The sequence below is a fragment of the Streptomyces sp. BBFR51 genome (assembly GCF_044591655.1).
Lineage (GTDB): Bacteria > Actinomycetota > Actinomycetes > Streptomycetales > Streptomycetaceae > Streptomyces.
In genome coordinates this window covers 710668-732995 of the sequence record NZ_CP172448.1, presented here as the reverse complement: position 1 = coordinate 732995, position 22328 = coordinate 710668, and the positions used below count along the sequence as shown (strand labels likewise).

The 22328-nt window shown below is 71.1% G+C and carries 17 protein-coding genes; 6 read left to right on the top strand and 11 right to left on the bottom strand.

Annotated features, from left to right (window positions below):
• Nucleotides 1-29 precede the first annotated feature (29 nt).
• Nucleotides 30-4025 carry a HAMP domain-containing protein gene (locus tag ACGH7X_RS03365; RefSeq protein WP_399881423.1) on the bottom strand — a complete coding sequence of 1332 codons (3996 nt, stop codon included), beginning with the start codon at nt 4023-4025 and terminating at the stop codon, nt 30-32.
• Between the two features lie 340 nt (nt 4026-4365).
• Between ACGH7X_RS03365 and ACGH7X_RS03360 the strand changes: the two genes are divergently transcribed.
• A complete protein-coding gene (locus ACGH7X_RS03360) occupies nt 4366-4731 on the top strand; it encodes a PRC-barrel domain-containing protein (protein ID WP_399896750.1) in 366 nt (121 codons plus the stop codon).
• Between the two features lie 43 nt (nt 4732-4774).
• Nucleotides 4775-5242: an ATP-binding protein gene (locus ACGH7X_RS03355; RefSeq protein ID WP_399881421.1), complete on the top strand. Its 468-nt coding sequence runs from the start codon at nt 4775-4777 to the stop codon at nt 5240-5242.
• A 9-nt stretch (nt 5243-5251) separates the two neighbouring features.
• Here ACGH7X_RS03355 and ACGH7X_RS03350 read toward each other — a convergent pair whose 3' ends face one another.
• Both ACGH7X_RS03350 and ACGH7X_RS03345 read right to left on the bottom strand, forming a co-directional pair.
• Nucleotides 5252-5686, bottom strand: a complete 435-nt coding sequence (locus ACGH7X_RS03350; RefSeq protein ID WP_399881419.1) for an ATP-binding protein — start codon at nt 5684-5686, stop codon at nt 5252-5254.
• A 175-nt stretch (nt 5687-5861) separates the two neighbouring features.
• Nucleotides 5862-7772 carry an AMP-dependent synthetase/ligase gene (locus ACGH7X_RS03345; protein ID WP_399881417.1) on the bottom strand — a complete coding sequence of 637 codons (1911 nt, stop codon included), beginning with the start codon at nt 7770-7772 and terminating at the stop codon, nt 5862-5864.
• Nucleotides 7773-7927: 155 nt separating this feature from the next.
• Between ACGH7X_RS03345 and ACGH7X_RS03340 the strand changes: the two genes are divergently transcribed.
• The gene (locus ACGH7X_RS03340; RefSeq protein WP_399881415.1) at nt 7928-8164 is read left to right on the top strand and encodes a DUF6480 family protein; all 237 of its coding nucleotides are present in this window, start codon (nt 7928-7930) and stop codon (nt 8162-8164) included.
• A 4-nt stretch (nt 8165-8168) separates the two neighbouring features.
• Here ACGH7X_RS03340 and ACGH7X_RS03335 read toward each other — a convergent pair whose 3' ends face one another.
• From ACGH7X_RS03335 to ACGH7X_RS03310, 6 genes are all read right to left on the bottom strand, one after another.
• Entirely contained in the window at nt 8169-9260 is a 1092-nt protein-coding gene (locus tag ACGH7X_RS03335) for a glutamate--cysteine ligase (protein ID WP_399881413.1), read from the bottom strand.
• A gap of 72 nt (nt 9261-9332) precedes the next feature.
• Nucleotides 9333-11555: a 1,4-alpha-glucan branching protein GlgB gene (gene glgB / locus ACGH7X_RS03330; RefSeq protein ID WP_399881411.1), complete on the bottom strand. Its 2223-nt coding sequence runs from the start codon at nt 11553-11555 to the stop codon at nt 9333-9335.
• A gap of 3 nt (nt 11556-11558) precedes the next feature.
• On the bottom strand, nt 11559-12920 hold the full coding sequence (locus ACGH7X_RS03325) for a maltokinase (protein WP_399881409.1): 1362 nt from the start codon (nt 12918-12920) through the stop codon (nt 11559-11561).
• Nucleotides 12921-12948: 28 nt separating this feature from the next.
• A complete protein-coding gene (gene treS, locus ACGH7X_RS03320; protein ID WP_399881407.1) occupies nt 12949-14685 on the bottom strand; it encodes a maltose alpha-D-glucosyltransferase in 1737 nt (578 codons plus the stop codon).
• The gene (locus ACGH7X_RS03315) at nt 14682-16682 is read right to left on the bottom strand and encodes an alpha-1,4-glucan--maltose-1-phosphate maltosyltransferase (RefSeq protein ID WP_399881405.1); all 2001 of its coding nucleotides are present in this window, start codon (nt 16680-16682) and stop codon (nt 14682-14684) included. Before ACGH7X_RS03315 ends, treS begins: the two co-directional genes overlap by 4 nt.
• A 53-nt stretch (nt 16683-16735) precedes the next feature.
• A complete protein-coding gene (locus tag ACGH7X_RS03310) occupies nt 16736-17008 on the bottom strand; it encodes a DUF5133 domain-containing protein (protein WP_399881403.1) in 273 nt (90 codons plus the stop codon).
• A 278-nt stretch (nt 17009-17286) separates the two neighbouring features.
• Here ACGH7X_RS03310 and ACGH7X_RS03305 point away from each other — a divergent pair, with 278 nt between their 5' ends.
• Entirely contained in the window at nt 17287-17802 is a 516-nt protein-coding gene (locus tag ACGH7X_RS03305; protein ID WP_399881401.1) for a pep a2, read from the top strand.
• Nucleotides 17799-19946 (top strand): glycogen debranching protein GlgX, encoded by a 2148-nt coding sequence (gene glgX, locus ACGH7X_RS03300; RefSeq protein ID WP_399881399.1) that lies wholly within the window; start codon nt 17799-17801, stop codon nt 19944-19946. The genes ACGH7X_RS03305 and glgX overlap by 4 nt, the downstream gene beginning before the upstream one ends.
• Before the next feature lie 10 nt (nt 19947-19956).
• Here glgX and ACGH7X_RS03295 read toward each other — a convergent pair whose 3' ends face one another.
• The gene (locus ACGH7X_RS03295) at nt 19957-20760 is read right to left on the bottom strand and encodes a VOC family protein (RefSeq protein ID WP_399881397.1); all 804 of its coding nucleotides are present in this window, start codon (nt 20758-20760) and stop codon (nt 19957-19959) included.
• Between the two features lie 182 nt (nt 20761-20942).
• Between ACGH7X_RS03295 and ACGH7X_RS03290 the strand changes: the two genes are divergently transcribed.
• Nucleotides 20943-21281, top strand: coding sequence for an ANTAR domain-containing protein (locus tag ACGH7X_RS03290; protein WP_399881395.1), 339 nt, complete (start codon nt 20943-20945; stop codon nt 21279-21281).
• Here the strand turns inward: ACGH7X_RS03290 and ACGH7X_RS03285 are convergent.
• A complete protein-coding gene (locus ACGH7X_RS03285; protein ID WP_399896748.1) occupies nt 21265-22056 on the bottom strand; it encodes a SigB/SigF/SigG family RNA polymerase sigma factor in 792 nt (263 codons plus the stop codon). The two genes, ACGH7X_RS03290 and ACGH7X_RS03285, sit on opposite strands and share 17 nt — an antisense overlap.
• Between the last annotated feature and the right edge of the window lie 272 nt (nt 22057-22328).

The following is a 22328-nucleotide window of genomic DNA, read 5'->3' as shown; positions in this document are numbered from 1 at the left end:
ACCCTGATACGGGACGGGGGCCGGGGCGCTCATGCGGGCAGCCACCGTCGGACGCAGGCGATGAGGTCCTGGGTGTCGACGGGTTTGGTGACGTAGTCGCTGGCGCCCGAGGCGAGGCTCTTCTCCCGGTCCCCGGGCATCGCCTTCGCCGTGACCGCGATGATCGGCAGCTCGGCGTACTGGGGCATCCGGCGGATCTCGGCCGTGGCCGTGTAGCCGTCCATCTCCGGCATCATCACGTCCATCAGGATCAGCGCGACGTCCGGGTGGTCCACGAGCGCCTCGATGCCCCGGCGGCCGTTCTCCGCGTGCAGGACCCGGAATCCGTGCAGCTCCAGGATCCCGCTGAGTGCGAAGAGGTTGCGCGCGTCGTCGTCGACGACGAGGACGGTCCGCCCGGTGGGCGGCTCCTCCCCGGCGTGCGGGCTCAGGCGCGGCAGCTCCTCCGACCGGACCAGGGACAGCACGTCCCCGGGTTCCTCGGCGGCCAGGTGCAGGGCGATGCGCTCCCGCAGCTCGTCGAGGCTCGACAGGAACTCCAGCGCCCCGCCCGCCGCGCCGGAACGCAGGTCCTCCTCCAGGGCGGCGTCCGCGCGGTGACCGCTGTGCACGAGCACCGGCACACTCGCCTGCGCCGAGTCGCCCCGCAGCGCCCGCAGGAAGCGGGACGCCTCGTCGTCCGGCATGCCCAGCTCCAGCACGACGCAGTGGCACGGCTCGGCCGCCAGCGCACCGGCGGCCTCCTCGGCCCCCACGGCCGTGATGACGTCGAGCGGGGGCCGGTCGCCCGCGTCGTCCCGCCCGTGCGTCAGGTCCGCGATCACGCTCTCCGCGACGAGGGTCAGCAGACCACGCGGACGCTCCTCCACGACGAGCAGGCGTCTGGGACGCTGCCGGTGGCCGCCGGCCGGTTCGGGCACCGGGACCGGACGGTCGAGCACGTCGGCGGACGCCTCGACCGGGGCGTACTCCGGGCCCCGGGCCAGCAGGTCCTCGAAGTCGGGCCGGGCCACGGGCAGGTACAGCGTGAAGGTGCTGCCCCGGTCCGGCGTGCTGTCCACCGTGACGGCGCCGCCGAGCAGCTGCGCGATCTCCCGCGTGATGGACAGGCCGAGACCGGTGCCGCCGTACTTGCGGCTCGTCGTGCCGTCCGCCTGCTGGAAGGCACCGAAGATCGACTCCAGGTTCTGCTCCGGGATGCCGATGCCCGTGTCCTTCACCCGGAAGGCCACCACGGAACCGCCCCGGACCACGCCCCTGGGCACCTCGTCGTCCGGCGCCGGTTCCACGGCCAGCTCCACGCCGCCCCGCTCGGTGAACTTCACCGCGTTGGACAGCAGGTTGCGCAGCACCTGACGCAGCCGGGAGTCGTCGGTCAGCAGGTCCGCCGGCGCCCCGGCGGCCGTCGTCACCGTGAACTCCAGGCCCTTCTGCGTCGTCATGGGCCGGAAGGTCGCCTCGACGTACTCGATGAGCTGGCGCAGCGTCACGCGCTCGGGGGAGACGTCCATCTTCCCCGCCTCGACCTTGGACAGGTCCAGGATGTCGTTGATCAGCTGGAGCAGGTCCGACCCGGCGGAGTGGATGATGCCCGCGTACTCGACCTGCTTCGGGGTGAGGTTGCGCGAGGGGTTCTGGGCGAGCAACTGGGCAAGGATGAGCAGGCTGTTGAGCGGGGTGCGCAGTTCGTGGCTCATGTTGGCCAGGAACTCCGACTTGTACTTCGAGGCCAGCGACAGCTGCTGGGCGCGTGCCTCCAGCTCCTGCCTGGCCTGCTCGATCTGCAGGTTCTTCGCCTCGATGTCCCGGTTCTGGGTCGCGAGCAGGGACGCCTTGTCCTCCAGCTCGGCGTTGGAGTGCTGGAGTTCCTCCTGCTGCGACTGGAGCTCCGCGGAGCGGGCCTGGAGTTCGCCGGTCAGGCGCTGCGACTCGGCGAGGAGTTCGTCGGTACGGGCGTTGGCCACGATCGTGTTGACGTTCACGCCGATGGTCTCCATCAGCAGTTCCAGGAAGTCCTGGTTGATCTGGCTGAACGCGGCGACCGAGGCGAGTTCGATGACCCCGAGGACCTGCCCCTCGACCACGATGGGCAGCAGGACCAGTGCGGCGGGCACGACCTCGCCGAGCCCCGAGGAGATGGTCAGGTAGCCCGGCGGCAGTTCGTTCACCATGATGGTGCGCCGGCTGCGCGCGGCCTGGCCGACCAGGGTGCGGCCGAAGGCGATGCGCCCCGGCCCGGTCGTGTTCTCGGGGTAGCCGTAGGAGCCGACGAGTCTCAGCTCCGGTCCGTCGTCCCCGTCCTCGGCCAGATAGAACGCGCCGTACTGGGCCGACACCAGCGGCACCAGCTCGTCCATGATCAGCTCCGCGACCACCGGCAGGTCCCGGTGGCCCTGCATCAGGCCGGAGATGCGGGCGAGGTTGGTCTTGAGCCAGTCCTGCTCCTGGTTGGCCCGCGTGGTCTCGCGCAGGGACTCCACCATGGAGTTGATGTTGTCCTTCAGCTCGGCGACCTCGCCGGACGCCTCCACGTTGATCGAACGGGTCAGATCGCCCTCGGCGACGGCGCTGGTGACCTGGGCGATGGAGCGGACCTGGCGGGTGAGGTTGCCGGCCAGTTCGTTGACGTTCTCCGTGAGCCGCTTCCAGGTGCCGGAGACACCCTCCACCTCGGCCTGGCCGCCGAGCCGGCCCTCGGTGCCGACCTCGCGGGCCACCCGGGTGACCTCGTCGGCGAAGGCGGACAGCTGGTCGACCATCGTGTTGATCGTTGTCTTGAGCTCGAGGATCTCGCCGCGCGCGTCGACGTCGATCTTCTTCGACAGGTCGCCCCGGGCCACCGCGGTCGTCACCAGCGCGATGTTGCGCACCTGCCCGGTGAGGTTGTTGGCCATCGAGTTGACGTTGTCGGTGAGGTCCTTCCAGGTGCCGGCGACGTTCGGCACGTTCGCCTGGCCGCCGAGCCTGCCGTCGGTGCCGACCTCGCGGGCGACGCGGGTGACCTCGTCGGCGAACGCCGACAGCGTGTCGACCATCGTGTTGATCACGTCGGCCAGTGCCGCGACCTCGCCCTCGGCGTCGACGGTGATCCGCTGCGACAGGTCGCCCCGGGCCACGGCGGTGGCCACCTGGGCGATGGAGCGGACCTGACCGGTCAGGTTCGACGCCATCACGTTGACGTTGTCGGTGAGGTCCTTCCAGGTGCCCGACACCCCGCGCACCCGCGCCTGCCCGCCCAGGTTCCCGGCCGTGCCGACCTCGCGGGCGACCCGGGTGACCTCGTCGGCGAAGGCGGAGAGCTGGTCGACCATCGTGTTGATGGTGTTCTTCAGTTCCAGGATCTCGCCGCGGGCGTCCACGGTGATCTTCTGGGAGAGGTCGCCCTTGGCCACGGCGGTCGCCACCTGGGCGACGTTGCGGACCTGGTTGGTCAGGTTGCCCGCCATGAAGTTCACCGAATCGGTGAGGTCGCGCCACGTGCCCTTGACGCCCTTGACGTCGGCCTGGCCGCCGAGCCTGCCGTCGGTGCCGACCTCGCGGGCGACGCGGGTGACCTCGTCGGCGAAGGCGGAGAGCTGGTCGACCATCGTGTTGATGGTGTTCTTCAGTTCCAGGATCTCGCCGCGGGCGTCCACGTCGATCTTCTGGGAGAGGTCGCCCTTGGCGACCGCGGTCGCCACCTGGGCGATGTCCCGGACCTGGGTGGTCAGGTTGCCCGCCATGGCGTTGACGGAGTCCGTCAGGTCGGCCCAGGTGCCCGAGACCCCCGGCACCCGCGCCTGTCCGCCGAGGGTCCCCTCGGTGCCGACCTCGCGGGACACCCGGGTCACCTCGGAGGTGAACACGGACAACTGGTCCACCATGCCGTTGAAGACCTTGGCGATGTCACCCATCAGCCCGTCCGCGTCGTCCGGCAGACGGGTGCCGAAGTCGCCGTCCCGCACGGCCGTCAGGCCCGCCAGGAGACGACGCAGCTCCTGATCGCCCGGAACCGCGTCGCCGGCTCCGGTGCTGTCGTTGGTCATGCGCACCCTCGTTCCGCTCCCCGGGAGCCCTCGCGTCGAGGACTCGCAACCCCCTCCGGACCGTTCGGGCGGTCCGGCCTCCCGTGTCCGCGTTTGCGCAGTTCACGGATTCGCCCGCGGGAGAAAAATACGTCAGAGGCTAACCCGGGCGAGGGGTGCGCACCAAGTGATGTGTCACCCGGTGGGGCGATGGGCCAAAACCCCGCCGGCACCGAATGGTCCACCGGGTCCGAATGCGGTGGCCCGGGCCGGGTATCTGCTGCTGTGGAGCCGGTCCGGCCCGTTGCGCCCGCCCGGTCCCACGGTCGTCACCGACATGGGAGGGAAGGGCAGCGTGCCGATGGAGAGCATCTGGTCGTACGCGGCGGACAGCGCTCACGTGGAGGAACAGGACCTGACGGGCTGCACCGTCGTCGCCGGCGACGGCACCATCGGGCACGTGGACCGGCAGGGCGAGCACTTCGGCATGCGGCACCTCGTCGTCGACACCGGAGTCTGGGTGTTCGGCCGGAGCGTGCTCGTGCCGGTCGGAGTGGTCCAAAGCGTGGACACCGAGAGCCGTACGGTCACGCTGACCTGCACCAGGGCGGAGGTCAAGGCCGCGCCGAGGTTCCGTACCGACAGCGAGACGATGGACCGCGACTACCTGGCGTCCGTCGGCGACTACTACCACCGGCTGCCGCCGCGGGAGAGCCCCGCGACCTGACCGGCACCCAGCGACAGCCTGCGAAACCGGGGAAAGCACCGACATGGAACCAACCGACCGGATCACCACGGCCCGACCCGCGGACCAGGCGCTCGACCTCGCGCCCGGCCCACCGGCGCCCGGCGCCGGAGCGGGCGCGGCGGCGGCACGGGCGTACGCCGAGTCGGTGGCGCGGACGCGGTGGGGCGGCCCCGGCCGCGAGGTGCGCGAGGAGGACGTCGTCGATCTGCTGCTCGTGGTCTCGGAGCTGGTCACCAACGCGATCCGGCACGGCGGGGGACTGGCCGGTTTCGAGGCCCTGCCCACGGACGAGGGGCTGTGGATCGCCGTGCACGACAACAGCGCGGTGGTGCCGCGGGCCGCGTACGCGTTTCCCACCACGCACCCCGGGGGCGGTTACGGCTGGCCGCTCGTCGCCCGCCTCGCCCGGGACATCGCCGTCGACCGGCACCCGGGGGGCGGCAAGACGATCAGCGCGCTGGTGCCGCTGCGCGACACGGGCGCTGTGTGAGGGGGCCGGTCACCAGGGCAGGAAGACGTGGATGTCCTTGCCCTGTTCGCCGGTGACGACGCTCACCTGGTCGGACAGGGTGTGGATCAGGTGCCAGCCGATGCCGCCGCCGCCGTTGCTCGGATGGAAGGGGCGGGGTGCGGGCTCCGTCGTGCTGGTGTCGTGCATCACCACGTGCACGCCGTCGAAGGTACGGCGCAGCCGCAGCTGGAACGGCCCCGGGGCGTACTGCACCGCGTTCGCCGCCAGCTCGGTGACGACGAGAAGGATGTCGTCCCAGTGTTCGGGTGCCGAGGGGGGTGCCGCACGGGCCAGGTCGTAGAGGAACTCCTCCGCGACCAGACGTGCGTCCGTCACATTGTGCAGCTCCCCGGAGAAGCTGGCCGTGCGGTTCGTGATCTCCTCGGAAGCCAGTGTCCTGTCCCAACGCGACTCGGCTGCCATCGTGCCTTCCCGGCCCGGCACCGGCCGGGCGTCGCCCCTTCTTCGCATTCCCTTCGTTTGTTAGTTCCCTTGCGGGCCGAGCCTAGTCGCGCCGGTGTGGCCGGGCCGGGGGCGCGGGACCGCGGGTGACGGCCCCGTCACCCGCCGCGCGGGCCGCCAGGGGAACAGGTGCCGGTCACCGGAAGAACACGCTGTCCGAGTCCTCCCAGCCGGCCGGCTCCTCCGGCGGCGTCTGCGCCGGCCGGCGCTGGGAGCGCGCCTCGTACATCGCGTCGATCTCGAGGGAGTAGGTCCGTACGATCTCGTCCCGCCGGAGCTTCATCGACGGGGTGAGCAGCCCGTTGGCCACGTCGAAGGGCTCGGGCAGGACGCGGAAGACCCTGATGGACTCCGAGCGCGACACCGCGCTGTTGGCCGCCGCCACGGCCCGCGCCACCTCCTCGCGCAGCGCGTTCTCCTCGCGGGCCTCGCGGGCGGGGGTGTCGCCCTGCAGGGCCAGGGCCGCCCGCCAGTGCGTCAGGAACTCCGGGTCGAGCGTGATCAGCGCACCGACGCAGGGCCGGTTGTCGCCCACGACCACCGCCTGGTGGACGAGCGGATGCATCCGCAGCCGCTGCTCCAGGGCGGCCGGGGCCACGCTCTTGCCGCCGCTGGTGATGATGACGTCCTTCTTGCGGCCGGTGATCGCCAGATAGTTCTCGTCGTCCAGGTGCCCGAGGTCGCCGGTGGCCAGCCAGCCGCCGCGCATCACCTCGCGGGTGGCGGCCTCGTCACCGATGTAGCCCTGGAACAGCGACGGCCCGCGCACCAGGATCTCCCCGTCGTCGGCCAACCGGATCTCCATGCCGGGCAGCGGCTGCCCCACAGTGCCCGACTTCTCCCGGCCCAGCGGCTGCATGGTCAGCCCGCCGCTGGTCTCGGTCAGGCCGTAGCCGTCGTGCACGTAGACGCCGATGCCCTCGTAGAAGAGGGAGAGTTCGCGGCTGAGCGGCGAACCGCCGGACGTCGCCCGGTTCACCCGGCCGCCCAGCGCGGTGCGCAGCCGCCGGTACACCGTGCGCTCGTACAGGGCGTGCTGGAGCCGGAGATCGAAACCGGGCCCGGACCCCCGGCCCAGCCGCTGGCGCTCCAGGGCGGCGGCGAAGTCCCGCGCCGTGTCCGCGGCCCGCTCGAACAGTGCCCCGCGCCCCGCCTGCTGCGCCGTGCGCAGGAAGGTCTTGTAGATCTTCTCCAGGACCGACGGGACGGCGTACAGATACGTCGGACGAAAGGAGCGCAGGGCCGAGGAGAGCGCCTCCCCGGTCATCGCGGGCTCGTGCGCCATGAGGAGCCCGCCGCGGACGCACAGGCTCTGGATCATCAGCCCGTACACGTGCGAGAAGGGCAGATAGGCGAGGACCGCGCCCTGCTCCCCGGGCGGCGCCACCGTGTGCCCCCAGCCCGCGAGCAGCGTGTCGCACGGGCCGGCCAGGCCGCGGTGGCTCAGCGCGCAGCCCATGGCGCGGCCGGACGTGCCCGAGGTGTAGGCGACCACCGCGGTGGAGTCCGGCAGCACGATGCGGCGCATGGAGTCGACCGTGGCGAAGGGGAGGAACTCGCCGCGCGCCACCAGCGTGTCGAGCGCGCCCGCGTCCAGCTGCCAGACGTGGCGCAGCGCCGGCAGCGACGCGCACACCGAGCCGACCGTCATCACACTCTGCTCGTCCTCGACCAGCACGCCCACGCAGTCCGCGTCGCGCAGGATCCACTCGACCTGGTCGCGCGAGGAGGTCGGATAGATCGGCACGACCTCGGCGCCCACCGTCCACAGGGCGTAGCTGAAGACCGTCCACTCGTAGCGGGTGCGGGCCAGGATGGCCACCCGGTCGCCCGGCGAGATCCCGCTCGCGATCAGCCCCTTCGCCAGGTCGACCACCTCGTCGCGGAACTCCACGGCCGTCACCTCGTCCCAGACCGCGGAACCGGGAGCGCGGCGGCGGGCGAGCATCGGCAGGGTCGGCCGGCGCACGGCCGTCTCGAAGAGGCTGTCGGCGAGTCCGCCGGTCAGGGGCGCAACGGTCGGGGGAGCGAGTGCGGGGTTGTGCATGCGCCGGCTCCTGACGTGTACGGACGGTGACGCCGCCGACGAACACCGTGGTCGACGGTGCTCGGAGGCTAGCTCAGCCGCGGGCGGCGGGGGGCCGGGAACGCAGAAGTGTTCCCACCCGGTGATCTCGGCCCGATCGGGGGACTCGGGGGGACATGACGTACGTGAATCCTGATCCCGAACCCCGACTCAGCACCGGCCTCGAGCCCGGCGGCGGCGTGCCGCCCGGGGAGACCCCGCCGGCGGAGAGCAGCATGCCCGAGGCAGGCCCCCAGGACCTGCTCAGCAATCCGGCCAAGGGCTGGGGCAAGGGGCCGATGACCCTGATCCTCGCGGTCGTGCTGATCTTCGCGGTGGGTCTCCTGGGCTACGCCCTGGCCCTGATCTACTGATGGCTCACGCCGCCTGAGTACGGCGCACGCACGCGGCGACGACCTCCCGCAGGCTGCCCGTGCGTGCCAGCAGCTCGCGCTGCACCCGGGCGCCGTTGCCGTGCCGCAGCAACTCCTCGACACCCTCGCGCACCCGTTCCAGATCGCCCGCGGCCGCGAGGGCGTCCCCGGCGTGCTCGAGGAGCGCCCGGACGACCGTCTCGGCCGGCATCCGCCGCATCGTCGCGGGGTGCAGCAACTCCTCCGTCAGCCCGGACCGGGCGGCCCGCCAGGCCGCGAGGCGGAGCAGGCTCACGCTGACCTCGGCCGGCTCCGCGCCCCGGCGCCACTGACGTGCGGCCGTGTCGACCAGCGCGCGGGCGAGTGCGGCGAGGACGACTGCCGTCCCGGCGTCCAGGCAGACGTCCGCGACCCGGAACTCGACCGTCGGATACCGCTGGGAGAGCCGGACGTCGAAGTACACCATCCCGTCGTCGAGGATCGTCCCGGTGGCGAGCATGTCCGCGACCCGGCGGTGATAGCGCTCGGCCGAGCCGAACAGCTCCGTAGGACCGGCCGACGGCCAGCGCTGCCAGACCCGGCTGCGGTAGCTGCTGTAGGAGGAGTCCTCGCCCTGCCAGAACGGGGAGTTCGCGCTCAGCGCGGTCAGCACCGGCAGCCAGGGCCGCACCCGGTCGATCACCGCGACGCCCTCCTCGTCGGACTCGACCGAGACGTGCACGTGGCAGCCCAGGACCAGCTGCTCCTGGACCACGACGCCGTACTGCCCGGCCATCCACTCGTAGCGGCGGTTCACGCCGATGGAGGGCGTGACCGGCAGCGGCGACGTGGCCAGCGCCGCGACGGCACACCCGATCCCCCCGGCATGCCGTCCGGCCTCCTCACGGCAGCGGACGATCTCCGCGTGCAGCCGCTCCATGTCCGCCTGCGGATGCGTGGCGAACTCGAGCATCTGCTCGTGCAGTTCCTTCTCGAACACGTCCTGCCCGGCGTCGTCCAGGAAGGCCCGGGCGAGCACGGCGGCGGACAGCGCCCGCGGCTCACCGGTCGCGGGATCGACCAGGAGGAGCTCCTCCTCCACTCCGACGGTGCGCACCTGGGGCCGCCTTTCTGTGGGCAGGTGGGACCAACCGACTGCCCCGGGCAGACGGCCGGACACCTGGTCGCCTCACAGGGCGTACGGCATCAGCCACACCGTCGCGAGCGGAGGCAGCGTGATCCGGATGCTCCCGTCCTCCGGTTTGACCGGGTCCCGGTTGGCCACACCGCCGCCGCCGTACTCCTCGGCGTCGGTGTTGAGCACCTCCTGCCAGGCGACGGCCTCCTCGCCGACGGCGAGCCCGTAGTCGTGCCGGACGACGGGGGAGAAGTTCGAGACCGCCAGCAGCGGGGCGCCGTCCGTGCCGTACCGCAGGAAGGCGAAGACGTTGTCCTCGGCCGCGTCCACCGAGACCCACCGGAAACCCGCCGGATCGGTGTCGCGCTGCCACAGGGCGGGGGTGCGCGCGTAGCGGGTGTTGAGCTCGCGCACCAGGTCCCGCACCCCGCGGTGGTCGCCCGCCGAGTGGTAGCCCTCGTCGAGGAGCCACCACTCGGGCCCCTGCTTCTCGGACCACTCGGCGCCCTGCGCGAACTCCTGCCCCATGAAGAGCAGCTGCTTGCCCGGGTGGGCCCACATGAACCCCAGGTAGGCGCGCACGTTCGCCCGCCGCTGCCACCAGTCGCCGGGCATCTTGGTCACCAGCGCCTGCTTGCCGTGCACCACCTCGTCGTGGGAGATCGGCAGCACGTAGTTCTCGCTGTACGCGTACACCATCGAGAACGTCATCTCGTGGTGGTGGTACTTGCGGTGCACCGGCTCGTGGGCGACGTACTCCAGCGAGTCGTGCATCCAGCCCATGTTCCACTTCAGGCCGAAACCGAGCCCACCGGTGTCGGTCGGCCGGGTCACCCCGCCCCACGCGGTCGACTCCTCGGCGATGGTCACCACGCCGGGGCAGCGCCGGTAGACGGTCGCGTTCATCTCCTGGAGGAACCCCATCGCCGCCAGGTCCTCCCGGCCGCCGTACTGGTTGGGCTCCCACTGGCCGGAGTCGCGCGAGTAGTCCAGGTACAGCATCGAGGCGACGGCGTCCACGCGCAGCCCGTCGATGTGGAACTCCTCGCACCAGTACACGGCGTTCGCCACCAGGAAGTTGCGCACCTCGGTGCGCGCGAAGTCGAAGGTGTACGTCCCCCAGTCCGGGTGGGTCGCGCGCCGGTCGTCCCCGGGCTCGTACAGCGGGTCGCCGTCGAAGCGGCCCAGCGCCCAGTCGTCCTTCGGGAAGTGCGCCGGCACCCAGTCCATGATCACGCCGATGCCCGCCCCGTGCAGCGCGTCGACCAGGTACCTGAAGTCGTCCGGCGAGCCGAGGCGCGCGGTCGGCGCGTAGAAGCCGGTGACCTGGTAGCCCCAGGACGGCCCGTAGGGGTGCTCGGCGACCGGCATCAGCTCGACGTGGGTGAAGCCCAGGTCCTTCACGTACGCGGGCAGCTCCTCGGCCAGCTCGCGGTAGGTCAGCCCCGGCCGCCAGGACGCCAGGTGCACCTCGTACACCGAGAACGGCGCCTCGTGCACGGGTGTGTCCGCGCGGGTGCGCATCCACTCCGCGTCGCCCCACTTGTACGCCGAGGCGGTCACCACGGACGCGGTGTTGGGCGGCTCCTCGGCCGCGCGGGCCATCGGGTCGGCCTTGAGGAACCGGTGCCCGTACCGGGAGTGGATCTCGAACTTGTACCGGGTGCCCGCCCCGACGCCGGGCAGGAACAGCTCCCACACCCCGGACGAACCCAGCGAGCGCATCGGGAAGGCGGTGCCGTCCCAGTGGGTGAAGTCGGTGGCGACCCGCACCCCCTGGGCGTTGGGCGCCCACACCGTGAACCGGGTGCCGGTGACGCCCTCGTGCGTCATAGGCTCCGCGCCGAGGGCCTGCCACAGCTGCTCGTGCCGGCCCTCCGCGATCAGATGCAGGTCCAGCTCGCCGAGAGCGGGCAGGAAGCGGTACGGGTCGTGCGTCTCCTGCACACCCTCCTCGTAGGCCACGGCGAGGGTGTACGCGGGCATCTCCGGGAGCGGGAGCACCCCGGAGAACAGGCCGTCCTCCTGCGACACGAGGCCGTGGCGCTCGCCGTCGACGACCACACTCACCTCGCGGGCGAAGGGACGCAGCGCCCGGAAGGCGATGCCGCCGGGCACCGGGTGGGCGCCGAGCAGGGCGTGCGGGTCGTGGTGGGCGCCCGCCAGGAGGCGCCCCCGGTCGGTGGGGTCCAGGGGCGGTGCGGCTTTGCAGGCACCGGGTGTGGGCGGGACGGGACCGGACGGCTCGGGGATCGAAGTGTCGCGGAGGGCCACGGGTCAGTCTCCTCTCACGGCGAGTCGTTCGATCGCCGCCATGGGTACGGGAAGCCAGTCGGGGCGGTGCCGGGCCTCGTACAGCACCTCATACACGGCGCGGTCCGTCTCGTAGGCGCGCAGCAGGCCGTGCTTCTTACGGGGGTCCCACCCGGCGCGGGCGGCGTAGCCGGCGCAGAACGCCTCCCGGCAGCGGCGCGCCCACTCGGGGCGCCACGGGCGGCGCTGCCGGGCCGCGTAGTCGAAGGAACGCAACATGCCCGCGATGTCCCTGACGGGGGAGTGGGCGCTGCGCCGTTCGGCCAGCGGGCGCGACGGTTCGCCCTCGAAGTCGATGACGAACCAGTCCCGGCCGGCCCGCAGCACCTGACCCAGGTGCAGGTCTCCGTGGATGCGCTGGGCGGGCGGTCCGGAGTCGCAGGTGGACAGCGCCGCGAAGGCCGCCCGCAGGCCCGGGACGAAGGGCTGGAGCGCCGGTACGCAGTGCGCGGCGGCGGTCAGCCGCTCGGTCATCGCCGCCGCCGTGCGGCCGTTCTCCCCGGGGGCACCGGACGGGAAGGCCGAGGCCAGCGCGAGGTGCACGTCGGCCATCGCCCGCCCCAGCTCACTGGCCTGCACGGTGAAGTCGTCCCCGGACGCCAGCGCGTTCAGGGAGAGCGTCCAGCCGTCGGAGGCGTCGTGCAGGAACGGCTGGAGCACACCGAGCGTCGCCTGGTACGGATGGGTCGTGCGCATCCACGCCACCGGCGCCGGGACCCGGCCGCACCCCTGCCGGGCCAGCGCGTCGGGCACCTCGAGGTCGGGGTTGACGCCGGGCTGGATCCGCCGGAACAGCTTCAGGATGAACTCGTCGCCGTAGATCAGCGAGGAGTTGGACTGCTCCGCGTCCAGCAGCCGCGGCACCAGTCCGCCGGGCACCGGCCGCGCGGGGTCGGCCTCGAAGCGCAGCGGACCCGCCTTGCCCGGATGCCGGAGCCGTTCCAGGAGCAGCTGGGCGGTCCGGGGGTCGTGCAGCGCGTCGTAGACCGTCCGGCCGGCCAGCGGGCCGTCCTGCACCTGTCCGATGATCGCCCGGCCCAGGCGCGGCGACGGCTGCTCACGCACGCCGAGCAGCAGCTGGTAGCAGTCGCCGGCCGGGGGAACGCCGCCCGGGGCGGGCACGGAGCCCTGCCCGGTGTGCACCAGGAGGTGCAGACAGCCGGGGAACAGCTCGGTCATCGACAGCAGACCCAGCTCGGCGACGGGCCGGTCCTTGCCCGCGAACCAGCGCTGGCTCGGCAGCCACTCGCGCAGCAGCTCGCCGAGCGACGCCATGGGCTCGGCGAGATGCCTGCGTCTGGGGCGCAGGGGTGCGGTCTTCGGCATGGTGACGCGTCCTTTCCTCGGCCCACGCTCAAACGCGGCGGCCGATGCGGGATGCGACTCGGGTGAGCCGGAACCAGTAGAAGCCGTGGCCCCCGAGGGTCAGCAGGTACGGCAGTTCGCCGATGGCGGGGAAGCGGACTCCGCCGAACAGCTCGACCGGATGGCGTCCGGCGAACTCCCGCAGGTCGAGTTCGGTGGGCTGGGCGAACCGGGCGAAGTTGTTCACGCACAGCACCAGGTCGTCCCCCTCTTCCCCATTCGGGGGGGCCTCGCGCAGGAAGGCCAGGACCGCGGGGTTGGAGGAGGGCAGCTCGGTGTAGGTGCCCAGGCCGAAGGCGGGGTTCTGCTTGCGGATCTCGATCATGCGGCGGGTCCAGTGCAGCAGCGAGGACGGCGAGGCCATCGACGCCTCGACGTTCGTCACCTGGAAGCCGTAGACCGGGTCCATGATCGTGGGCAGGAACAGGCGCCCCGGGTCGGACGACGAGAAGCCCGCGTTGCGGTCGGGTGTCCACTGCATCGGGGTGCGTACGGCGTCGCGGTCGCCGAGCCAGATGTTGTCGCCCATGCCGATCTCGTCGCCGTAGTACAGGATCGGCGAGCCGGGCAGGGAGAGCAGCAGCGCGGTGAACAGTTCGATCTGGTCGCGGTCGTTGTCCAGCAGGGGGGCGAGCCGCCGGCGGATGCCGATGTTGGCGCGCATGCGCGGGTCCTTGGCGTACTCCGCGTACATGTAGTCGCGCTCTTCGTCGGTGACCATTTCCAGGGTCAGCTCGTCGTGGTTGCGCAGGAAGATGCCCCACTGGCAGCCGGAGGGGATGGCCGGGGTCTTGGCGAGGATTTCCGAGACCGGGTAGCGGGACTCGCGGCGCACCGCCATGAAGATGCGGGGCATGACGGGGAAGTGGAACGCCATGTGGCACTCGTCGCCGCCGACCGCGTAGTCGCCGAAGTAGTCGACGACGTCCTCCGGCCACTGGTTGGCCTCGGCCAGCAGCACGGTGTCCGGGTACTGCGCGTCGATCTCGCGGCGGACACGCTTGAGGAACGCGTGAGAGGCGGGCAGGTTCTCGCAGTTGGTGCCCTCTTCGGCGTACAGATAGGGCACGGCGTCGAGACGGTAGCCGTCGACACCCAGGTCCAGCCAGAACTTGAGGGCGGCCAGCATCTCCTCCTGCACGGCCGGGTTCTCGTAGTTCAGGTCGGGCTGGTGGGAGAAGAACCGGTGCCAGTAGTACTGGCCGCGGACCGGGTCGAAGGTCCAGTTCGACGCCTCGGTGTCGACGAAGATGATGCGGGCGTCGGAGTAGCGGGTGTCGTCGTCGGCCCAGACGTAGTAGTCGCCGTAGGGGCCGTCGGGGTTCTTGCGCGACTCCTGGAACCACGGGTGCTGGTCGCTGGTGTGGTTCATGACGAAGTCGATGATCACGCGCATGCCGCGCTGATGGGCCGCGTCGATGAACTCCACGAAGTCCGCGAGGTCGCCGAACTCGGGCAGTACGGCGGTGTAGTCGGAGACGTCGTAGCCGCCGTCCTTCAGCGGTGACTTGAAGAAGGGCGGGAGCCACAGGCAGTCCACGCCCAGCCATTGCAGGTAGTCCAGCTTGGCGGTCAGGCCCTTGAGGTCGCCGACGCCGTCGCCGTTGCTGTCCTGGAAGGAGCGGACGAGGACCTCGTAGAAGACGGCTCGTTTGAACCAGTCCGGGTGCCGGTCACCCGCGGGGGTGTCCTCGAAGGTGTCCGGCACGGGCTCGTTGACGGTCATGAGGCTCCTGCCCCTCCGTTTCGCGGCGTGGCGGCGGACGGCCGCAGGACGTGGAAGACGTGCGCGGGAGCCCGGCCGGGCTCGAGACGCACGTAGTTCGTCCGGCCCCAGTGGTAGGTCCGGCCCGTGAGTTCGTCGTGGACCGGCACGGACTCGTGCCAGTCCAGGCCGAGCTGCGGCATGTCGAGCGAGATCGTGGCCTCCTGGGTGCGATGCGGATCGAGATTGGCGACCACCAGGACGACGTCGGAGTCGACGCGCTTGCTGTACGCGATGAGCGCGTCGTTGTCGGTGTGGTGGAAGCGGAGGTTCCTGAGCCGGTGCAGCGCGGGGTGGGCGCGCCGGATGGTGTTGAGCCGGGTGATGAGGGGGGCGATGGTGGTGCCTTCGCGGGTGGCGGTGGTCCAGTCGCGGGGTGTGAGCTGGTATTTCTCGGAGTTGTGGTATTCCTCGCTGCCGTCGCGCAGGGGGGTGTTCTCGCAGAGTTCGTAGCCGCTGTAGATGCCCCAGGTGGGGGAGAGGGTGGCGGCGAGGACGGCGCGGGTCTCGAAGGCGGGGCGGCCGCCGTGCTGGAGGTGGGCGTGGAGGATGTCGGGGGTGTTGGCGAAGAAGTTGGGCCGCATGTAGGAGGCGGCGTCTCCGGTCAGTTCGGTGAGGTACTCGGTGAGTTCCTGTTTGGTGTTGCGCCAGGTGAAGTAGGTGTAGGACTGCTGGAAGCCGATCTGGGCGAGGGTGTGCATCATCGCGGGGCGGGTGAAGGCCTCGGCCAGGAAGATGATGTCGGGGTCGGCGGTGTTGATCTCGCCGATGACGCGTTCCCAGAAGAGGACGGGTTTGGTGTGGGGGTTGTCGACGCGGAAGATGCGTACTCCGTGGTCCATCCAGAACCTGAGGACGCGCACGGTTTCGGTGACGAGGCCGTCGAGGTCGGTGTCGAAGGCGACGGGGTAGATGTCCTGGTATTTCTTGGGCGGGTTCTCGGCGTGGGCGATGGTGCCGTCGGGGCGGTGGTGGAACCACTCGGGGTGTTTGTGGACCCAGGGGTGGTCGGGGGAGCACTGGAGGGCGAAGTCGAGGGCGACTTCCAGGTCCAGGCGGGTGGCTTGGCCGACGAAGTGGTCGAAGTCGTCGATGGTGCCCAGGGCGGGGTGGACGGTGTCGTGGCCGCCTTCGGGGGAGCCGATGGCCCAGGGGACGCCGACGTCGTCGGGGGTGGCGGAGAGGGTGTTGTTGCGGCCTTTGCGGTGGGTGGTGCCGATGGGGTGGATCGGGGGGAGGTAGACGACGTCGAAGCCCATGGCGGCGATCGCGGGGAGGCGTCGGGCGGCGGTGCGGAAGGTGCCGTGGGGTTGTTCGGGGGTGCCCTCGGAGCGGGGGAAGAACTCGTACCAGGCGCCGTACAGGGCGCGTTCGCGTTCCACGAGCAGGGGCAGCGGGTCGGAGCTGGTGACCAGCTCCCGCAGCGGATGCCGGGCCAGGACCGCGTCCACCTCGGGCGTCAACGCCGCCGCCAGGCGGGTGGCCACCGGCAGCGTGTCGTCGAGCAGGGCCGCAGCGGCGGACAGCAGGACCGCCCGCCCGGCGCCCTTCGGCACCCCCGTGGCGGCCCGCCGGTACAGCTCCGCCCCCTCCTCGAGAACGAGGCCGGCATCGATGCCGGCCGGGATCTTGATCCGCGCGTGACGCTGCCAGGTGGCGACGGGGTCGCTCCACGCCTCCACCCGGTACGTCCAGTGGCCCGGTGCGCCCGGGGTGACCTCGGCGCCCCAGCGGTCGCTGCCCGGGGCCAGTTCACGCATCGGCGTCCAGGGGCCCGGCCGGCCCTCGGGGTCCTTCAGCACGACGTTGGCGGCCACCGCGTCGTGGCCCTCCCGGAACACGGTGGCGGTGACCTCGAACGTCTCTCCCGCCACCGCCTTCGCCGGGAGCCTGCCGTACTCCACCACCGGGTGGACGTCCCGGACCGGGATACGTCCGATGCCCACGGTCGTACTCATCCGCATCTCACCTCCGCCGTGCTCGGGGCCGGGCGCCGGCCCGGCCGATTGGGTCAGGCCGCACCGGAGGGGGTCTTCCGCCCCGACGGGGCGAGCCGCTCCGTCTGCTCCTGCGCATGGGTGACCAGGTTCGTCCGCAGATACCGCTCGGCGGCGTCCGCGGCCTCGCGTGCGCACCGCTTCCCCATCAGCACGCAGAGGGTGTAGCCGGAGTCCTCGAAGGTGGTCCGGACCCTCACGTCCGTGGGGGACGCCAGCATCGAGCGTTCCCAGGCGCGGTAATGGCGCAGCTGCCGGGCGACTTCGCTCTTCGCGGGTAGCAGCATGGCCGGTCACCTTCCGGACGGTCCGGTGGTACGGACGCTCGAGTTCTTCACACATGGTGCACGGACGGTGACGCCCCGTCTTGTTGGATCTTCAACTGCTTCCCGTGACCGTTCTCCCGCCCCGGTTCCGGCTCTCCGTCGCTCGTGTTGCACGAATGGACTACTGCTCCCACTCTGGAGTGACTCAGAAGCGATCAGCGCTCACGCTTCGTGATCGGGGAGCCCGTCCCCCAAGGGACGAGGAGGAGCGAGAGCCTTCGCGGTGAGGAGCCACGACGATGAAGACCGCAGTGCCCTGCTACTACCACCTCGACGTGGAAGTGAGCCCGGAACGGGTCGGACAGGTCAGGCGCATCCTGGCCGCTCACCTCCGGTTCTGGAACCTGGACAACCTTGTCGAACCCGTCTGCTCGGGCGCCGAGATGCTGCTTTTGGCAATCGACGAGCACGCGAGCGACAAGAACACGTCGATCGAGATGTGGTGGAACCACCAGCACCTCATCACGGCCGTAGGGGGCAACGACCAGGCGCTCCGTCCCGACCAGGACCTGCGCACCTGTCTGCAGCACCTCGCGGCGAACAGCGACGGCTGGGGGTGCTGCGCCACTGACACCGGCGCGAAGGTCATCTGGTTCTCCCGGCGCGCCCGGGCCGGCGAACGAGTGCCGCTGGTGGCGATGCCGCCCGAGCCGATCACCCAGGAGGGGCTGGAAGTGCCACGCGAGATCATGCCGGTGGCCAGGCTGGCCGACCGGGCACACACGGGCGACGGTGTGCTGGAGGAGGCCCGGTGACCCGCGCCAGGCCGAACTGGAAGGGGGCGCCCGTGTGGAGCGGGCACCCCTATCCCCTGGGGGCCGTGTACGACGGGCAGGGCACCAACTTCGCCCTGTTCAGCGAGGTCGCCGAGCGTGTGGACCTCGTGCTCGTCGACGACGACGGCAACCACAGCAGCATCCCGCTGCCCGACGTCGACGGCTTCGTCTGGCACTGCTACCTGCCCGGCGTCGGCCCGGGGCAGCGCTACGGTTACCGGGTCCACGGTCCGTGGGCCCCGGCCGTGGGCCACCGCTGCAACCCGGCCAAGCTGCTCCTCGACCCGTACACCCGGGCGGTGGACGGGATGGTGGACAACCACGCCTCCCTCTTCGAGCGGGCCAAGGGCAGGGCCGACGCGGGCGACAGCGCCGGGCACACCATGCTCGGCGTGGTCACCGACCCGTTCTTCGACTGGGGCGAAGACCGTCCGCCCAGGCGCCCGTACTCGGAGAGCGTGATCTACGAGGCCCACGTCCGCGGACTCAGCCGCACCCACCCCGACGTGCCCGAGGAACTGCGCGGCACCTACGCGGGCCTCGCGCACCCGGCGACCGTGGCGCACCTGACGTCCCTCGGGGTGACCGCCGTGGAACTGATGCCGGTGCACCAGTTCGTCCACGACGGGGTGCTCCAGGACCGCGGCCTGGCCAACTACTGGGGCTACAACACCATCGGCTTCTTCGCGCCCCACAACGGCTACGCCGCCCTCGGCACCCGCGGGCAGCAGGTCACCGAGTTCAAGTCGATGGTCAAGACCCTGCACGCGGCCGGCCTCGAAGTGATCCTCGACGTGGTCTACAACCACACCGCCGAGGGCAACGAGAGGGGCCCCACCCTCTCCTTCCGCGGCATCGACAACGCCTCGTACTACCGCCTGGTGGACGGTGACTGGCAGCACTACTACGACACCACCGGCACCGGCAACAGCCTGCTGATGCGCCACCCCTACGTGCTCCAGCTCATCATGGACTCGCTGCGGTACTGGGTGACCGAGATGCACGTCGACGGGTTCCGCTTCGACCTCGCGGCCACCCTGGCCCGGCAGTTCCACGAGGTGGACCGGCTGTCGGCGTTCTTCGACCTCATCCAGCAGGACCCGGTGATCAGCCGCGTCAAGCTGATCGCCGAGCCCTGGGACGTCGGCGAGGGCGGCTACCAGGTGGGCAACTTCCCGCAGCTGTGGTCCGAGTGGAACGGCATGTACCGGGACGCCGTACGGGACTTCTGGCGCGGCGAGGAGCACACGCTCGGCGAGTTCGCCTCCCGGCTGACCGGCTCCTCCGACCTGTACCAGCACAGCCGGCGCCGCCCCCGCGCCAGCGTCAACTTCGTGACCGCGCACGACGGGTTCACCCTGCGCGACCTCGTCTCCTACAACGACAAGCACAACGAGGCCAACGGCGAGGACAACCGCGACGGCGAGAGCCACAACCGGTCCTGGAACTGCGGCGCCGAGGGAGCGACGAAGGACCCGGCCGTGCGGGAGCTGCGCGGCCGGCAGCAGCGCAACTTCCTGGCCACGCTCCTGCTCTCGCAGGGCATCCCGATGATCTGCCACGGCGACGAACTGGGCCGCACCCAGCGCGGCAACAACAACGCCTACTGCCAGGACAACGAGATCTCCTGGATCGACTGGCGGCTCGGCGACGAGCAGCGCGCACTGCTGGACTTCACCCGGCGCCTCATCGCGCTGCGTGCCGACCACCCCGTGCTGCGCCGGCGCCGCTACTTCCGCGGCGAGACCCTCACCCACGCCTCCCAGCCGCTGCCCGATCTGGTGTGGCTGCTGCCGGACGCGCGGGAGATGACCGACGACGACTGGGGGCGCTCCGACGCGCACGCCGTCGGTGTGTTCCTCAACGGCGACGCCATCGCCGAACCGGACCCCTGCGGCCGGCCCGTGGTCGACGACTCCTTCCTGCTGCTGCTCAACAGCCACTGGGAGCCCACCGACTTCCGGCTGCCCGACGTCACCTACGGCGAGCGCTGGGCGACCCTGGTCGACACCGCCGATCCGGACGGTGTCCCCGACGAGGCCGAGCACAAGGCCGGCACCCGACTGACCGTCGAGCAGCGCAGCCTGGTGCTGCTCTCCCGGCCGTCCCGCCCCGGCCGGTGAGCCGGTGAGGTCAGCTGTCGAGGCGGCGCGCGGTCACCGTGAACTGCGCGCCGTCGGCGTCCCTGAGCACCGCCTCGTCGCTGCTCAGGGAAAGCACGCTGCCGCCGTGCCGCTCCGCGGTGCGGGCGCGGGCCGCGACGTCCTCGACCGCGAAGTGGATCTGCCAGTGCGGCCGGACGGCCGGGTCGGGGGCCGCGCCCAGGGCGCCCGACTCGATGCGTGCCACGACGTCGCCCTGGTTGCGCAGGACCACCTCGTCGCCCTCGTAGCGAACCTCGCAGCAGCCCTCGCCCGAGGCCCAGTCGAAGATCTCGCCGTAGAAGATGGCGGCGTCGAAGGCGTCGCGCGTGTGCAGCCTGATGAAGGCGGGACGCGAGGTGCGCCAGGCGTCCCAGTCCGTGAACAGCTCGCCCTCCCAGATCCCGAACGTCGCGCCGTCCCGGTCGGCGAGCAGTGCCGCCCGCCCGGGCGGCAGGGAGATCGGCCCGACCGCGGCGGTGCCGCCGCGCTCCTGGGCCCGCGACACGGCCTCGTCCGCGCTGCGCACGGCGAAGTACGGCGTCCACGCCACCGCCATCTGCCACATCGAGGCCACGGCGGCGATCCCGGCCACGGGCACCCCGTCGGCCAGGGCGATCCGGAAGGGCTCGCCCAGCTTGGCGGGCCGCCACTGCCAGCCCAGTACGGCGGAGTAGAACTCCTCGGTGGCCTTCACATCACGGCTGGTGAGACTCACCCAGCACGGGGCCCCGTACACGGAGTGCGTGGACAGGAGGCTCTTCCCGCCGGCGGGGAAGGTCATGTCGTGATTCATGGCAGTCGTGTCCTGGTCTCGTCCACCGGCAGTCACCGGCTCCACACCAGTGTCCGGCCGGGAGTGCGGCGGGCGCCTGCCGAGTACCCCGGCGGCGACGCCGAAACGGGGACGCGGACGCCCCGGACGGCCCAGTGGCGGGGCAGGGCACCGATGGCGACGATGGGGATCCGGAGGTGACCATGCCCCCCACGGACTCGGACTCGACCGCGGAATCGGATGCGGGCTCGGACTCGGACCAGATCTTCCGGCTGCAGGAGCAGGTCCGCCAGCTCAAGGAGGCGGTCGTCTCGCACGCCGTCGTCGACCAGGCCATCGGCGTGGTCGTCGTCCTCGGCGGGGTGACGCCGGACGAGGGGTGGATCGTACTGAAGGAGGTTTCCCAGCATACGAACATCAAACTCCGCAATGTGGCCGAAGCGACACTCATCTGGGGGCGCACCGGAGTGATGCCGCCGGAGATCCTCGCCGCTCTGGAGGACCGCCTGGGGCGCTGTACCCGCCTCACCGGGCCTCTGTGAGGATCTCCTCGCGTATCCGGTCGAAGCAGCCGGTGAGCAGCCGGGAGACGTGCATCTGGGAGATGCCGAGCTGCTGGGCGATGCGGCTCTGCGTCATCCCTGCGAAGAAGCGCAGGTAGAGGATGGTGCGCTCGCGCTCGGGCAGCGCCTCCAGACAGGGCCGGACGGCCACCCGGTCCACGACCGCGTCGAAGGCGGGATCAAGGCCGCCGAGCGCGTCCCCGAGGGCGTACCCGTCGGTGCCGGGCATCTCCGCCTCCAGCGACAGGGCGGAGAAGCACTCCAGGGCCTCCATGCCGGTACGCACCTCGACCGTGGTCAGCTGCGCGTGCTCGGCGATCTCCTCGACCGTCGGCGCGCGCCCCGGCGTGGTCTGCGCCAGCTCCTTCGCGGACTTGCGGACCCGGTTGCGCAGGTCCTGGATCCGGCGCGGCACGTGCAGCGTCCACATGTGGTCGCGGAAGTGCCGTTTGATCTCGCCGGTCACGGTCGGTACGGCGTATGCCTCGAAGGCGTGGCCGCGTTCCGGGTCGTAGTGGTCGACGGCCTTGACCAGGCCGAGGGCCGCCACCTGATACAGATCCTCCAGGTTCTCGCCGCGGCCCCGGAAGCGGACGGCGATCCGCTCCGCCATGGGCAGCCAGACCCGGATCAGTTCGTCCCGCAGCGCCTTGCGCTCGGGTCCCTCGGGCAGCCCGGCGAGCCGGTCGAACGCCGCGGCCGTGTCGGGGGCGTCGTCGTGCGGGTGGGGCTTGGTTCTGCCGGCGACACGCATCACGCGCACCTCCCTCAGCAGGGGTGCTGGCAAGTCCTCGTATATATGGATACTGAGCGCGAATGCCCCGAACGGCCACTCGAACGGCTGCGGACCGGTGATCGGCGCCGCCCCGCCGGCCGACGTGATGTGCGGCACGCTGCGATGATCGCCGCGAGCGGGCGCCGGCCGATAGTTCCTGCGCAACGCTTGATCACCGATCAAAAGGGGCGAAGCCCCTGGCCACAGCGCATTCCGCTCATTTGACAGTGCGCTGAGCGTACGGATAGGAA

Excerpts from the sequence above, each read along its gene's own strand:
- ACGH7X_RS03365 (WP_399881423.1), bottom strand. The coding sequence starts at position 4,025 with ATGACCAACGACAGCACCGGAGCCGGCGACGCGGTTCCGGGCGATCAG.
- ACGH7X_RS03360 (WP_399896750.1), top strand. The coding sequence starts at position 4,366 with ATGGAGAGCATCTGGTCGTACGCGGCGGACAGCGCTCACGTGGAGGAA.
- ACGH7X_RS03355 (WP_399881421.1), top strand. The coding sequence starts at position 4,775 with ATGGAACCAACCGACCGGATCACCACGGCCCGACCCGCGGACCAGGCG.
- ACGH7X_RS03350 (WP_399881419.1), bottom strand. The coding sequence starts at position 5,686 with ATGGCAGCCGAGTCGCGTTGGGACAGGACACTGGCTTCCGAGGAGATC.
- ACGH7X_RS03345 (WP_399881417.1), bottom strand. The coding sequence starts at position 7,772 with ATGCACAACCCCGCACTCGCTCCCCCGACCGTTGCGCCCCTGACCGGC.
- ACGH7X_RS03340 (WP_399881415.1), top strand. The coding sequence starts at position 7,928 with ATGACGTACGTGAATCCTGATCCCGAACCCCGACTCAGCACCGGCCTC.
- ACGH7X_RS03325 (WP_399881409.1), bottom strand. The coding sequence starts at position 12,920 with ATGCCGAAGACCGCACCCCTGCGCCCCAGACGCAGGCATCTCGCCGAG.
- treS (WP_399881407.1), bottom strand. The coding sequence starts at position 14,685 with ATGACCGTCAACGAGCCCGTGCCGGACACCTTCGAGGACACCCCCGCG.
- ACGH7X_RS03315 (WP_399881405.1), bottom strand. The coding sequence starts at position 16,682 with ATGAGTACGACCGTGGGCATCGGACGTATCCCGGTCCGGGACGTCCAC.
- ACGH7X_RS03310 (WP_399881403.1), bottom strand. The coding sequence starts at position 17,008 with ATGCTGCTACCCGCGAAGAGCGAAGTCGCCCGGCAGCTGCGCCATTAC.
- ACGH7X_RS03305 (WP_399881401.1), top strand. The coding sequence starts at position 17,287 with ATGAAGACCGCAGTGCCCTGCTACTACCACCTCGACGTGGAAGTGAGC.
- ACGH7X_RS03295 (WP_399881397.1), bottom strand. The coding sequence starts at position 20,760 with ATGAATCACGACATGACCTTCCCCGCCGGCGGGAAGAGCCTCCTGTCC.
- ACGH7X_RS03290 (WP_399881395.1), top strand. The coding sequence starts at position 20,943 with ATGCCCCCCACGGACTCGGACTCGACCGCGGAATCGGATGCGGGCTCG.
- ACGH7X_RS03285 (WP_399896748.1), bottom strand. The coding sequence starts at position 22,056 with ATGCGTGTCGCCGGCAGAACCAAGCCCCACCCGCACGACGACGCCCCC.